This window comes from Arthrobacter sp. 7Tela_A1, from assembly GCF_049311065.1.
GTDB lineage: Bacteria > Actinomycetota > Actinomycetes > Actinomycetales > Micrococcaceae > Arthrobacter_B.
Window position 1 is genome coordinate 106910 of sequence record NZ_JAXIOO010000008.1, and the last position, 13745, is coordinate 120654.

At 65.2% G+C, this 13745-nt stretch carries 13 protein-coding genes, 2 tRNA genes and 1 pseudogene; 5 read left to right on the plus strand and 11 right to left on the minus strand.

Annotation, left to right across the window (positions count from 1 at the left end):
* Positions 1–131: 131 nt before the first annotated feature.
* Entirely contained in the window at positions 132–1598 is a 1467-nt protein-coding gene (locus TVB01_RS05620) for a glyceraldehyde-3-phosphate dehydrogenase (RefSeq protein ID WP_422454778.1), read from the plus strand.
* Between the two features lie 109 nt (positions 1599–1707).
* Here the strand turns inward: TVB01_RS05620 and TVB01_RS05625 are convergent, their stop codons facing one another.
* The 5 genes from TVB01_RS05625 to TVB01_RS05645 form a co-directional block, all read right to left on the minus strand.
* On the minus strand, positions 1708–2280 hold the full coding sequence (locus TVB01_RS05625; RefSeq protein ID WP_422454780.1) for a peptide deformylase: 573 nt from the start codon (positions 2278–2280) through the stop codon (positions 1708–1710).
* Positions 2281–2325: 45 nt separating this feature from the next.
* Complete coding sequence (locus TVB01_RS05630) at positions 2326–3483, minus strand: acyl-CoA dehydrogenase family protein (RefSeq protein ID WP_422454782.1); 1158 nt, start codon at positions 3481–3483, stop codon at positions 2326–2328.
* A gap of 110 nt (positions 3484–3593) precedes the next feature.
* Positions 3594–3669: transfer RNA gene (locus tag TVB01_RS05635), tRNA-His, on the minus strand.
* A gap of 142 nt (positions 3670–3811) precedes the next feature.
* Positions 3812–4429 carry an oligoribonuclease gene (orn, locus tag TVB01_RS05640; RefSeq protein WP_422454784.1) on the minus strand — a complete coding sequence of 206 codons (618 nt, stop codon included), beginning with the start codon at positions 4427–4429 and terminating at the stop codon, positions 3812–3814.
* A 45-nt stretch (positions 4430–4474) separates the two neighbouring features.
* Positions 4475–5050: a hypothetical protein gene (locus TVB01_RS05645; protein WP_422454786.1), complete on the minus strand. Its 576-nt coding sequence runs from the start codon at positions 5048–5050 to the stop codon at positions 4475–4477.
* 252 nt (positions 5051–5302) lie between these two features.
* Here TVB01_RS05645 and mptB point away from each other — a divergent pair, with 252 nt between their 5' ends.
* Positions 5303–6841, plus strand: coding sequence for a polyprenol phosphomannose-dependent alpha 1,6 mannosyltransferase MptB (gene mptB, locus TVB01_RS05650; RefSeq protein WP_422454788.1), 1539 nt, complete (start codon positions 5303–5305; stop codon positions 6839–6841).
* Here mptB and TVB01_RS05655 read toward each other — a convergent pair.
* Positions 6804–8066 carry a glycosyltransferase 87 family protein gene (locus tag TVB01_RS05655; protein WP_422454790.1) on the minus strand — a complete coding sequence of 421 codons (1263 nt, stop codon included), beginning with the start codon at positions 8064–8066 and terminating at the stop codon, positions 6804–6806. The two genes, mptB and TVB01_RS05655, sit on opposite strands and share 38 nt — an antisense overlap.
* Before the next feature lie 119 nt (positions 8067–8185).
* Between TVB01_RS05655 and TVB01_RS05660 the strand changes: the two genes are divergently transcribed.
* Positions 8186–8659, plus strand: coding sequence for a DUF3224 domain-containing protein (locus TVB01_RS05660; RefSeq protein WP_422454792.1), 474 nt, complete (start codon positions 8186–8188; stop codon positions 8657–8659).
* On the opposite strand, the gene TVB01_RS05665 is transcribed toward TVB01_RS05660, so the two are convergent.
* From TVB01_RS05665 to TVB01_RS05685, 5 genes and pseudogenes are all read right to left on the minus strand, one after another.
* A complete protein-coding gene (locus TVB01_RS05665; protein ID WP_422454809.1) occupies positions 8656–9453 on the minus strand; it encodes a M50 family metallopeptidase in 798 nt (265 codons plus the stop codon). The genes TVB01_RS05660 and TVB01_RS05665 overlap by 4 nt on opposite strands.
* On the minus strand, positions 9404–10183 hold the full coding sequence (locus tag TVB01_RS05670) for an anti-sigma factor (RefSeq protein WP_422454794.1): 780 nt from the start codon (positions 10181–10183) through the stop codon (positions 9404–9406). Before TVB01_RS05670 ends, TVB01_RS05665 begins: the two co-directional genes overlap by 50 nt.
* Positions 10164–10733, minus strand: a complete 570-nt coding sequence (locus TVB01_RS05675; protein ID WP_422454796.1) for an RNA polymerase sigma factor — start codon at positions 10731–10733, stop codon at positions 10164–10166. Before TVB01_RS05675 ends, TVB01_RS05670 begins: the two co-directional genes overlap by 20 nt.
* 68 nt (positions 10734–10801) lie before the next feature.
* Positions 10802–11473, minus strand: coding sequence for a class F sortase (locus TVB01_RS05680; protein WP_422454798.1), 672 nt, complete (start codon positions 11471–11473; stop codon positions 10802–10804).
* A gap of 96 nt (positions 11474–11569) precedes the next feature.
* Positions 11570–12411: pseudogene (locus tag TVB01_RS05685) on the minus strand (DUF4397 domain-containing protein).
* Between the two features lie 192 nt (positions 12412–12603).
* On the opposite strand from TVB01_RS05685, the gene TVB01_RS05690 reads away from it, so the two are divergent.
* Positions 12604–12679: transfer RNA gene (locus TVB01_RS05690), tRNA-Arg, on the plus strand.
* A gap of 247 nt (positions 12680–12926) precedes the next feature.
* Positions 12927–13487 carry a single-stranded DNA-binding protein gene (locus TVB01_RS05695; RefSeq protein ID WP_422454800.1) on the plus strand — a complete coding sequence of 187 codons (561 nt, stop codon included), beginning with the start codon at positions 12927–12929 and terminating at the stop codon, positions 13485–13487.
* The last annotated feature ends 258 nt before the right edge of the window (positions 13488–13745 follow it).

Sequence of the window (13745 nt, forward strand, 5' to 3'; positions counted from 1 at the left end):
CGCGGCACGCAGCACCGGCCGCCGGCCACAATGAAGACCCGGCCCCAACGGGCTTGCCGCCGGTGTGATTTCCGGCGGTCCTACCAACCGTCACAAAGCAGTGCCGGCTGAGACAAAGGATGTGAAGATCTGTGAGCCAGAAGTCCGATACCTGCCTGGATGCGTGGATGGACAGGGAGGCAATGGCAGAAGCCATGATCCCGCTTATTGGCCGGCTTTACCGGGAGAACAGCGTTGTCACGTCGGTTCACGGCCGCCCGCTGGTCAACCGTTCCGTCATTGACATCCTGAAGGCACACCGCTTTGCCCGGCAGATCGACGACGTTGAGCTTCCTGTCTCCGAGACCCTGCCGATCCTTCGTGCCCTGACTGAACTCGAACTTGGCGCAGCTTCCGTGGATCTGGCCCGCATGAACGCGAAGTACCAGCGTGAGGGCAACGGCGCCCCGCTCCTGGACTTCCTTCGCACGGAGCTGGCAGATGTTGCCGGCCGGCACGGCGCCGACGAGCGCACCAGCACCGACGTCGTGCTCTACGGTTTCGGCCGGATCGGCCGCCTGCTGGCCCGGATCCTGATCGACCACGAAGGCGGTGGCCACGGCCTTCGCCTGCGCGCCATCGTCGTCCGCAAGGGTGCCGAGAACGACCTCGTGAAGCGTGCGAGCCTGCTGCGCCGCGATTCAGTCCACGGAGCCTTCCCCGGCACCATCACGGTTGACGAGGAAAACAACACCATCCTGGCCAACGGAACGCTCATCCAGGTCATCTACTCGAACGATCCGGCATCCGTCGACTACACCGCGTACGGGATCCGCGACGCGATCATCGTGGACAACACCGGACGCTGGCGGGACGAAGCCGGCCTGGCGCAGCATCTTGCCGCCAAGGGCGCAGCCCGGGTCCTCCTGACCGCTCCGGGGAAGGGTGACCTGAAGAACATCGTGCACGGCATCAACCACACGGCGATCGCGGACGAAGACAAGATCCTCTCCGCGGCGTCCTGCACCACCAATGCCATCACGCCCGTCCTCAAGGTCCTCAACGACAAGTTCGGCATCGTGAACGGCCACGTGGAGACGGTCCACTCCTTCACCAATGACCAGAACCTGATCGACAACTTCCACAAGGGAGACCGCCGCGGTCGCTCGGCTGCCCTCAATATGGTCATCACAGAGACCGGTGCGGCCAAGGCTGTCGCCAAGGCACTTCCGGAGCTTGCAGGCAAGCTCAGCGGCAACGCGATCCGCGTTCCCACCCCGGATGTCTCCATGGCCATCCTGAACGTCAACCTCGAAACCGAGACGACGAAGGAAGAACTCAACACCTTCCTGCGTGAGATCTCGCTGAACTCTGAGCTGCACAAGCAGATCGACTACATCGATTCTCCCGAAGTCGTTTCCACGGACTTTGTCGGCTCCAAGCGCGCCGGCATCGTGGACGGGCTGGCCACCATCTCCAACGGTAAGAACGCCATCCTCTACGTCTGGTACGACAACGAGTACGGCTACAGCTGCCAGGTCATCCGTGTCCTGGAGGAGATGGCACACGTGAACCCGCCGGCGTTCCCGCGGGCTGAGGAACTGGCAGTCACTGCCTAGAAGCACGCCTACCTGATAAAAGCAGTGCCCGCCCGGTAACCCGGGAGGGCACTGCTTTTCTCTGCGGCTGTTTGCGGCGGCTGCTTGTTCCCGCTGCAGTATGTGGTTGTCAGTGGCCGAAAGGATCCGGATCGACTCCGGGCATCCAGGTTAGGCCGGGAACCCCCCAGCCATTGGCTTTGAGGACCTTGCGCGCCTTGCGTCCCCACCGGTCATTGAGCCGGTCGACGTAAAGCTTGCCGTCCAGATGGTCGTACTCGTGCTGGAGGACCCTCGCGAACCAGTCGGTGGCTTCGAACTGCAGCGGCTTTCCGGTCTCATCAACGCCGGAGATGCGCGCCCATTCGGCCCGCCGCAGGGGAAAGTTCTCTCCGGGGACGGACAGGCAGCCCTCGGAGTCCTCATCCGGGTCCGGAGCGGATCCCGGGACCTTCGAGGTGACCAGGACAGGGTTGATCAGAACGCCGCGGTCCGGCGCGTCGTCGTCATTCGGGAAATGGAAGGTGAAGATGCGCAGCCCCACGCCGATCTGTGGGGCAGCCAGCCCCACACCGTTGGAAACATCCATGGTTTCGAACATATCGGCCACCAGGGTGCGCAGCTCATCGTCGAAGACCTCGACCTCGGCAGCCCGGCGGTGCAGGACGGGCTCCCCGTGGATGACTATGGGACGGACGGTCATGGCGTGTTGTGCTTCTTTCTTCCGGGAAGGGCTGAGTGGACCGTGCTAAGCGGCAATGCTGCGCCCGATGGCGTCGCGCATGATTTCCGATGTTCCGCCGAAAATCGTCAGGAGGCGTGCCGCGAGGAAGGCCTGCGCAACCGGGTATTCCATGATGTAACCGTAGCCTCCATGGAGCTGCAGGCAGCGGTCGGTGATGGACTTGACCCGCTCGCTGGCCCAGAGCTTGGCCTTGGCGGCAGAGACGGCGTCCAGGGTTCCGGCGTTGAAGGCCAGCACCGCGGAATCGACGTAGGCTTCCGTGACCTCCACCTCGGTAAGGATGTCTGCGAGGACGAAACGCGAGTTCTGGAAATCAGCGACCCTCTGGCCAAAAGCGGCACGGTCCCGGGTGTACTGTCTGGTCGCTTCATAAACCGCACGGGCGACGGCGGAGGAGGCGACAGCGATGGCCAGGCGTCCCTGGGGGAGCTGCTCTGCCGCGTACTTCAGGCCCTGCCCTTCCTCGCCGACGAGGTTCCCGGCCGGAACGCGGACGTCGTCAAAGAAGAGTTCAGCAGTATCGGAGGCCTTGATGCCCATCTTGTCGAGCTGGCGTCCGGTGGTGTAACCCTCGGTCTTCTCCACCATGAACATGCTGAAGGAATGGCCCGACCCCCGCCCGGTGCCGCCGTCGGTCCGGGCGAGGACCAGGGCAGCGTCGCCGCTGATGCCGTTGCCGATAAAGGTCTTTTGGCCGTTAAGCAGCCAGTCGCCGTCGGACGTCCTGACCGCCTTGGTGCGGACGCCCCGCAGGTCGCTCCCGGCGCCCGGTTCGCTCCACGCTACGGAGGTGACCTTGTCCCCGCTGACCATCTGCGGCAGCCAGCGTTCCTTAAGATCGTCGGATCCATAGGCCAGCAGGTGGGGGAGGACCAGATCGTCCTGGAGATGGAACGCAAGCGCCACGGCGAGGTGGCTGGAGCGGGCGAACTCTTCATCGAGGACCACGCGGTAACGGTAGTCCGGCATCCCTGCTCCGCCGAATTCTTCCGGGACGGCAAGGCCGAGGAGGCCCTGTTCTCCCGCTGCTTTCCAGATGCGCCGCGGCATCATGTGGTCCGCTTCCCAGCCGGCATAGCCCGGAGCAATCTCCCGCTCGTTGTATTCGCGGACGAGGTCCCGGAAAAGCTCGTGGTCCTCTTCGAACAGCGTGCGTTCCACGCCGCGCCTCCTTGGTGCAAAAATCCTTGGTGCAAAAACGAAACAACTACGAAGAAGGCCGCCCCGGACTATATCCGAGGCGGCCTGTCGAAGCTGGAAACCAGCCTCATTGGGGTGAGTAACGGGGGTTGAACCCGCGACCTCCTGGACCACAACCAGGCGCTCTGCCAACTGAGCTATACCCACCATGTGCACTCAGATTTTCATTCGCGAAGTCCAGGCGAGTGGTCTTTGCGAACTCATTTATCTGAGGCAGCGGATACAAGCTTACACGCTTTTTCGGGTGCTCCTGACACTATGGGCACCCTGGGCCCCAAATGTGACGGAGCTAACCTTCAAGACCGTCCCGGCCGAGTCCCGCAGCGATCTTCTTCGCGGTGGCCGAATCAGGTCCGGGCGCCGGAACGAAGACAGCGGCACGGTAATAGCGGAGCTCATTGATGGAGTCCCGGATATCGCCCAGGGCGCGGTGCCCGCCGTTTTTCGCGGGGGCCTGGAAGTAGGCGCGGGGGTACCAGCGGCGGGCCAGTTCCTTGATCGTGGAAACATCGATGATCCTGTAGTGCAGGTAATCGATGACTTCCGGCATGTCACGGGCGAGGAACATCCTGTCGGTCCCCACGGAGTTGCCTGCGAGCTGTGCCTTCTTCGGCTCGGGCACCCACGTGGTGATGTACTCGATGACCTCGGCTTCAGCCTCTGCCAGTGTCATGCCGTGAGGGAGTTCCTCGAGCAGCTTCGACGTCGTATGCATCTGCCGGACGAAGTCGCCCATCTGCTCCAGGGCGGAGTCCTCCGGCTTGATGACGACGTCGACACCTTCGCCCAGGACGTTCAGTTCTGAATCGGTGACGAGGACGGCGACCTCGATCAGGGCATCGGCGCTGATGTCCAGGCCGGTCATCTCGCAGTCAATCCATACAATGCGTTCATTTGTTATTGGCACGAGACAAATGTACCCCGGCCGCAGGGCCGGCTGCCGGGCACGGGGCTAGAAGCTCGAATGGCTGCGCTGGGTCCGGTCGCGCCGGTCCGCCGCGGGTACTGCGGGCGTCCGTCGCCGGGTGGGGACGTACGGCTGCAGCGGCAGCGACCCGGTTTCCGGCGGCCCGAAGGTGCGCGTCCAGCGGCTGGGTCCGTCCTGCTGGAAGGACGGGCGGTCCGGAGAGCCGAGGAATTCCCGGACTGCCTCAGGGGCTGCCGGAATGCGCGGGAGGGGGGCTTCTTTCGGGGCGGCGGCTTTCGCGGCAGCAGCGGCGGCCACGGCCTCTGCGACCGAGGGTATCCGGGCCGCAGCGTCGGCAGGAACAGGCGCATCCGCCGTCTCAGACTTGGTGGCGGCAGCGGGAGAGAGGTACCAGGCGAGGACGAAGGCTGCGAGCAGCAGGGCGGACGCTCCGGCGGCCGGTCCGGCTGGAATCTCGGCCCAGAGGAGACTGAGTGCGCTGGTCCCCGTGAGGAACACTCCCCAGGCCAGGAGTTCGGGATTTCGGCGCGCTGTTGTTCCCGTTCCGGGGGTACGCCTGCCCCGCCGGTGTTCTACTGGTTCTGCCCGGTGGCGCCCCACAGCCCGTACCGCCTTGCCTTGTCCGATCCAACCCGCCCAGTCTATGTGAGCCGTGACGCACCTTTGGCCAAGCGCGCCGGGCGGCAGGGGAGCGGATACGCCTCGATGCTAATATTTGGCCTACTGACGAAGCCGCCTTGGCCGGGCCCGCTGACGGACCATGTGCCTGAGCGGGTCCGCGGCGGAGCCTGCCCGTATCCGGCGTCCGAACGTTGGGACAGCTGCACGAACCAGAGATTGGAACGACCCACGATGACCGCCCAGGTCCCCGCGACCGAGCCTTCGTCTCCCTCACCGGAGAACGTGAAAGCCGATCGTCCCAATGTCGCTGTTGTCCAGGGATTCATCGGCTCGCTGATGATGCTGGCCGGTTCCCTCGGTGTTGGATGGCTTTCCCTGTCTTCCGTCGAACTGAGGCGGGTGAGCTTCATCATGTGGCTGCGCTTCGAGCCGGCAGGCGCGGTCATCTCGGTCTTCCTCCTCGCCGTCGGCGGCATGCTCCTGGTCCGCTCATGGCTGCGGTTGGGACAGCGGATTGGAGAATGGGGGCCCGAATCCAGGCCGTACGTGCTGAAGGCGGTCGTAGCCTGGGGAGCGCCCATGGCGGTGGCCCTGCCCCTGTTCAGCAGGGATGTCTTTGCCTACATCGCCCAGGGACTCGTTATGGTCAGCGGCCTGAATCCCTACAAGGACGGCTACTCACAGATTTCCAACTACCTGCAGCTCGGCGCGGACGATTTGTGGGCGCAAAGCCCCACACCGTATGGGCCGATTTTCCTGTGGATTGAGGAAATCGTTGTCCGCATAACCGGCGGGCAGACCGAGTTTTCCATCCTCCTGTTCCGGCTGATCTCCATCGCCGGCGTCGCCATGTGCGTGTATTACGTTCCCAAGCTGGCTGAGCTGCACGGCATCAATCCCCACCGGGCACTCTGGCTCACGGCCGCCAACCCGCTGTTCCTGACCAACTTCATCGCCAGCATCCACAACGACGCCTTGATGATCGGGCTTGCCCTCGCCGGCCTGTACTATGCCGCGGCCAAGCGTCCGATTCTCGGCATCCTGCTGGTGACGCTTTCCGTGGGCATCAAGCCCATCACCCTGATCTTCCTGCCCTTCATCGGTCTCATGTGGGCAGGCAAAGGTGCCTCCTGGCCGCGCAGGTTCCTTTTCTGGTTCCTCACTGCAGGACTCTCGCTGGGACTCCTGGCGGTCCTGGGCGTCGTCAACGGCCTGGGCTTCGGCTGGGTAGGAGCGCTGAGCACGCCGGGCAGCGTCTGGATCTGGTACGCGCCGGTCGGGTTCCTGGGGCTCATCGTCGCGACGCTGGCCAACGCCCTCGGTCTGCCGGGCTGGTCGTTTGCGGACGTCGTCCACACCGTGGGCCGGCTGGCCTCCTTGGCCATTGTCGCCTGGCTCATGTTCGTGGGTGATTACAGCCGGCTGGTCCGGCGGCTGGCCCTGGCTTTCGCGGCGATCGTCATGCTGGCACCGATGATCCAGTCCTGGTATGTCGTCTGGTTGATCCCGCTGTTTGCCGTCACAGGCATCCGCGATGACTGGCAGGTGAAGACCCTGTACCTCTTTGTCTCCTTCTTCATGGTCTATGCGATCAGCGACCAGCTCGACATCTGGCCCTACTTCGAGTTCAGCCTCAGCGCTGCCCGCCAGATTGCGGCAGTTACCGCCGTGGGCTTTGCGCTCTACCTGATCTTCCTTGATCCCAAGACCAAGGTGCTCTTCCGGAAGAAGCTTACGGAGCCGTCTCCGGGCGAACTTCGGATTCGCTGAGCTTCCGCCCCGCCCGCGCCAGCCGGACGATGTCCAGGACAGCCCAGGCGAACAGGGCCATGACGAGGATGTTCCGGACCGTGAGCAGCAGTGCGACGCCGATGTTCAGGTCGTTGTACAGCGCTTCGTAGAAGATCGGGTAGACCAAGGTGGTCAGGCCGGCAATCGGGAGCATCATGGCCGCCGGAACGAGCCACGGCCGGCCCTTCCAGGCAATGCCGACGGCGACGACGGCGCCGAGCCAGAGCATGAACTGCGGCGAGCCGACCTTGTTGAAGACAATAAAGGCACCCACGAGTGCCAGGGAGCCGGAAGCCAGCAGTGCACCGGCGTCGGCTCCGCGGCGCAGCGCCCACAGCAGCAGCACGACGACGGCGGCCGCCGCCAGCGCCAGGAGCGGGGTCATCAGGGCAGCCACGGGCTCGCCAAGGGCGCCCCGGACCTCGCGCGTGTTGATGACGATGTCTTCGTAGATGTGCGCATCCGAACTGCCCAGTATCGCCTGCCACAGACCAGGCGTCGTGAACGGTGCCTCCAACTGCATCCCGCGGTCGCCCTGGGCTCCAACAAAACTCAAGAGGTGGCGGAGTCCGCCCGCTGCTGTCACGACGGCGGCGATGGCTGCCGAGAGGGCCGCGCCGGTAGCCAGCACGGTCAGGCGCCGCCGGGAGACAGCCAGCACGGCCAGGATCACGGCTGCAGGCCAGACCTTGATCCAGGTGGCAGTTGCCAGCAGGGCAGCGGCGACGACGGGCCGACGGGCCAGGAGCAGCAACCCGATGATGACCAGGGGTACGGTCAGGCCGTCCACACGCCCAACCGCGACCGGAGCCAGCAAGGCGGTAGTGCCCATCCACCAGTAGGCGGCAGCGTACCGCTGGGGGGTGCGCTGCCTGGTAAGGACGGCCAGGGCTGCGGCGTTGAGGCCCGTGAAAAGGAGGAACCAGGACAGCTGGTAGGGCCCGTAGCCAAGGACGGCTGCCAGGAGCATTGGCGCCAGCGCACCGATGGGATAGACCCAGTCCGTGCTGATGCCCTGCCAGTAACCCTCCGTGATGCCTTCGAAGGCCCACCCGCGGTAGAACTGGATGTCGCTGAGCACTTCGCCGGTAAAGATCAGCGGCGCAAGAAAGCCGAAGAAGAGCAGGTGAAGGACGGCGAACGTGGTCCACAGGACGCGCGGCTGCATGTATCGGGAGTCGGTGGAAACCGGATTGGACGGCATGCGGGGTGGTTCTCCTTCGCGGGTCTTGGGGACACGCGAACGGCTGCGCCCCAGCGACTAGGGTACCGTCGGCGCATCACGGGCATGCAATCGCGGCCGGGACACGGAATACTGGAGACATGTCCGACGGAACAGAACACTCAATCACTGCCGACTTTGACGTCTCCTCCTGGGAGCCGACCCCCTATGTTGTGGAGGGGACGAACAGCGAGCTCTCCACCGTCCGGGCGGTGAAGATCTTCGAAGGCAGCATCTCGGGCACCAGCGTCGCTGACCTCCTGCTGGCCGGGAACGCCGCAGGTGCCGGCTACGTGGGCAGTGAAGTCTTCGCCGGCAGCGTCGAAGGCCGCGAAGGAACCATGGTGATTCAGCACTGGGGCCTCGCCGAAGGGGAAGCAACGGCGTCGTCGGGACACATCATCCCGGGATCCGGAACCGGAGCGCTTGCCGGCATCTCCGGCAAAGCGATTTTCACCCAGGCTGAAGACGGGCAGCACCGGCTCGAACTGCGGGTCACTTTCCCGGCCCCGGCATCGGTCGCCGGTGATCCTGAGAGCGGCGGGGACGCGGCGGCGCCTGCGCAGGGTTACTAGCGCGGCCCCGGTCCCTGGGACACGAGCAGCCATCCCGACGCAAAGGCGCCGGCAGCGATAACGACGGCGAAGGCGCCGAGCCACAGGGCTGACGGAATGCCGGTCTGCCGGGCGAGGATCCAGGCATCCGAGGAAGCCAGTGCGTGCCTCCGGCGGGTATGGACGTCCAGCAGGTTGAGCCAATCGCGCACGCCGCCTACGACCAAACCGATCCCGAGGGCAACGACCGCGTAGGACGCTGTCGCCGCGGAGGTCCACCACAGCAGGCACACGGACGCGGCGGCGCAGCCGGCTGCGATGGCGATCCCCTGCACGTTGCGGATAAAGAGCAGCGAGAGGGCCAGGACGAGCGCACCGAGGGAGAGTGCTGCAGGCGCCCATCCCTGGAGCGCTGCCCAAATCAATGCGGTTCCGGTGAGCGCGGGAACCGGGTATCCCCAAAAACCGGCCCACACTGCCCCGAAACCTCCGCGCCCGAGGCTGCGCATCTGTCCGGAGTGGTCAAAACGCAGTTCGATGCCCTTGAGCCGGTGGCCTGCAGTCAGTGCAGCGAAGGCATGGCCGATCTCGTGAACGAACGTGACGAAGAGCCCGAACCAGCGCCAGGACGCACGGGGAACTGACACCAGCACCGCGCCGGCAACAAGAGCGGCAAGGAGCCATGGCGGAGCGCTAATGCCCTCGCTTCGGGTGAAGCCCTCAAGGAGCTTGGCGGGGAGTCCTGCAGCCCAGCCGCCTGGTTCCCTAGAGATCGAGCTGTCCGCGGAGGATGGATTTTCCGGAGTGTGCCGGATCGCCGTCGTTGGGCTCGTCGGAGATATCCACGATGGGGTAGGAAGCAAGGTCCAGACCCTCAGGAATCTGGAACCTGCCTTCGAGTCCTTCCATGGTGCCGAGACTGACCATGGACGTGATGTCAGGCGAAATCAGCCAGACCTCCCGGTATCCCTCCGCATCGGAGCTGCTGGAAGTAACCACAAGTTCACGCTCACCGTCCGGCAGCTCATCCACAGTGGCTGTGCCTTCATCCGTGTAGGCGGGCAGTGGTTCAAGCGTCACTGAAGCAAGGACTTCAGGCTGTGCAGCCTGGTTCTGGAGAATGCCCCAGGTGGCTGCGCCTGCGAGTACCGCGGCTGCAGCGGCGGCTGCCAGCCACTTTGTTCCACGCCGCCGGCTGCGCGCAGCATCCAGGGAGACCGGTGCCGGGGGCTCCTCGCTTGTGGAACCCTGGTTGGCCGGCTCTCCCGAACCGGTCCCGGTTTCCGCCTGCCGGGCACCTTCGAAAGGATCGCGGCGAAGATCCGCTGAGAGCCCCAGGGATTCATGGATGCCGGCCCACACTGCGGGCGGAGGAATCGATCCGGACGGGGCTGTGTCGGTACTGCGGCCGGCACTGACGACACGCCCGTAGGAAAGGACTTCGGCCCGGCAACGCTCGCAGTGCTCAAGGTGCGCAGCCTCATCCGGGGCTGGTTCCTCACCCAGGGCAAGAAGGGCCAATGCATCATCGTGCAGGTGCTGCATCGCTTACCTCCAATCGTTGCCGCAGTTGGGTCAGTCCCCGGCGGATATGGCTCTTGACGGTTCCCAGCGGAAGCTCGAGGCGATCTGATATCTGCTGGTGAGTAAGGTCTTCGTGGAAGGCAAGCCGCAGGATCGAATGCTGGGGTTCTCCCAAGCGGGTGAGCTCGGCGTCCAGCACGACTTTGTCCGCCACAGTTTCGGGATCCGGCCCGGCTGGAACAGACCTTTGCTCCCTGGACGCCGCGCCTTCCATGATTTCATCTTCACGGATCCTGGAGGATGTCATGGTGGCGGCAACGTTGCGGGAGATCCCGATCAACCAGGCCGCAAGGGTGGAGCGTGCGGGAGAGTAGGTCTCCCGGTAGCGCCAGGCCCTGATGAAGACTTCCTGCACGGCGTCGTCGGCTGCACCCGCGTCCGCCAGCCGGCGCAGCGACATGCTGCGCACCAGCGGAGCGAAGCGGCGGTAGGCCTCGGCAAGGGCTGCCTCCTCACCTGCGGCGAAGGCCTCGTCGAGGCCGTCGCCCCACTCGAGGGCACCGGATGACATCTGCTGCGTTCTCCTGCCGTTGGCCTGCCGACGTGCAGCCTGATGGCCGCTGAGCGGGCGGAATGTCCCTATGATACCGGTGCTGCCGTGAGCACAACGTTATCTTCATAGTCATTCTCCGTGTCGAGCCACTTGCCGCCGCAGGTAACCAGCTTCAGCAGGTGCCCGCCGGTGCGGTCGAAGAGGCGGTGGCCGTCAAGCGAGCGCTTGGCGATGTTTTCAACCTTCTCCGTTTGGTAGGTGAGGGTAGTGCCGTCCTCCCTGGTGACGGTCACGCGGGTTCCCGGCTCAACGTCCTTCAAGGACGCGATGGGCAGGACTTCGGTCTGAGAATCGACGTGCGCTGCCAGTACGGCGGAGCCCGATGCCGCCCCGGGCGCAGCCCCGTAGCGGTACCAACCCGCCTGGAAATGATTGTCTGGAATGGTCATGGCGCCGTTGTCCTCTACGCCGACAGGCACGACTTCAAGGTCAATGCCGGTTCCCTCCACCTGCACCCGGACCGGCGCCGGGATACTTTCCGTGGCCTCCGGTGTGGCCTGCCGGACAGGAATAGTTCCGGAAGCGCCGAGGGGAACCGGTGCAGGGGCCGAAGCGGCCGGTGCACTGGACGAGGGCTGGGCCTGGGTGTCTACAGGTGACGGGGCAGATGCACCGGTGCCGCAGGCGCCGATTCCCAGGGTTCCTGCGACGAGCAGTGCGCCCGCGAGGAAGCGGCGCTGACGTCCGGCCTTGGTCATAGGGGATTCTCCTTCTGGTAGCTGCTGCAAGAAGGTGCAGCGCGGCCATGGGAGCCGCGCTGCACCTTCGTTGGAGGGCGCAGGGCGCCGTGAGGCCTAGAGTCCGGACTCAGCCTTGGCGGTGCTGCGGCGTCGTGCGGCGAAGGCCGCGCCGGCCAGCGCCATCAGGCTCAGCCCGCCGGCTGCGGCCAGCATGGCACCCGAGTTGTCCTCGGCGGCCGCCAAGGCACCGGGTACGGCGTTCGGTGCACTTTCCATGCCTTCGATCGTCTGCGTGGCGAGGGCCAGGTTGCCGTCTTCCAGCGAGCCCCAGGCATAAACGATGGTGTGGACACCCTCGGGGAGGGTGAGGTCGGCCGGGCCGATGACAGGTTCGGTGGTTCCCGCTGCCGCGACTGAGGCGGAGATGGTTCCGGCGTCAACCGCCAGAGTCTTCTCCTCCGGGTTGGACAGGTTGGTGATAACGGCGCTGCCGTTGGCCAGGACGTCAACAGCAGGTGCTGCCGCGACATGCCGAACGGTCAGGTGTGCCTTGCCCGGGTCCACGGTGGACATGTCGTTCGAGTACACGTTCGCCGTCGGTGTTCCATCCGCGCTCAGGTTGGCGACGGCGGTGAAGTTGCCGCCGGCGGTGAGCTGGGCGGAAACCGGCCCGATGATCGGAGCCGAAGCATCAGCGGCGTCAGCTGCGGTGATGGCGAGCTCATAGCTTCCGGCCGGAAGTGAGAGCGGGCCCGCCATGCTGCCCGGAGTGAAATCGTCGAGGGTCAGTGCTCCGTTGACGTAAACGTCGACAGTCGTGTCGGGAACTGCGTGGAAGACCGAGAGCTGGGCGTCGTGGGGGGGGGGGGGCGGGGGGGGGGGCCGGGGGGGGCTGCCGCCAATCCTGCCCCGGCTGCCAGGCCTGCTGCTGCGAAAAGTGTGGCGGTCCTGCGCATGGCTTCTCCTTAGGTTTCGCCGGGCTCACGGCCCGGCTTCTTTTGGCCTACACCTCCTTTACTTCCCGGGCATCGGATTTGGATGCAGATGAATGGAAAAACTTTCGGCACCTCCGCGCGGAACGGAATTCCTGTCCTGCCGGAGAGCCTGGCCGTGTCGCCCAGCCGCTGCGTAGTATCATCGATTGGTCTGCCCCCGTAGCTCAATGGATAGAGCAACGGCCTTCTAATCCGTAGGTTGCGCGTTCGAGTCGCGCCGGGGGCACCATTGCTTCCCAGTTTATCCGAGCTGATGCTCCGCTCCCGGATGATCCCTCGCTGGCGGACGCGCTCTGCTGCCCGCGAACATTCCCTCCCCAGCCACAAGCACCGGGCAGCCCCGCTCCCTGGATCCACAGCATGGCCGAAACTGCAGAACCCCGCCGCTGAGTCGGGAACGATGAGGCGACCGGCGGATGCGCCGGGCGAGAGCAGGCGTCTTGGCGGGCGCCGTCACCGAAAGCAGGGGAAGCACCATGACTGATTCGATCACTCTTCGCGGATTCGTTGCCACGGAGGTCCGCACCACCACAGCCGACAGCGGCCTGGCTATTGCCGGGTTTCGGATGTGCACCACCGAACGGCGGATTGACCGGGCAACAGGACTCTGGGTGGACGGCCACACCAATTGGTACTCCGTGTCGATGTTCCGGCAACTGGCCACCAACGCGGGCGTGAGTGTCCACAAGGGCGACCGGGTCATCGTCACCGGGCGGCTGAGGGTCCGTCAGTGGGCCACGGACGGCGGCCGCAGCGGAACCTCCGTGGATATCGATGCCGACGCAGTGGGGCATGACCTGATGTGGGGGACAGCTAATTTTCGGCGCAACATCAGCGACAAGTCTTCCCAGCGCAGCACTGGGGGAGACAGCCCGGACCTGCCGGGCGACGTCGACCCTGCCACCGGCGAACTCCTGGTCAGCGGGGCTGACGAGGAGTTCCAGCCCATGGAGGCAATGGACACCGGCTTAGGGATGGATTTTGGTTCCGCCGAGGCTCTCACTGAGGAACCCGAGCGGGCGTCGGCGGCCTACTGAGGGCGTGCCCCGGCCGCGCCCCCTCGGCACCGTCCGGACCGCATGGCAGAATGGCGCAATGACCGCAGCTCATCACGGACTGAACGCTGGCCCGCACGGTGCCCGGGGGAAGAGGCGGGGACGTTCTCCATCCGGAACCGCGCTCGCAGCGGCCACCCTTCTCGGAGTGTTCCTGACCGTAGGCGGCTGCAGTGAACCTGCGGCCGCGCCTGCCGAGGAACCCCAGTCCTCGGCAGCGGCGGGCGCGCCGGCCGCTGC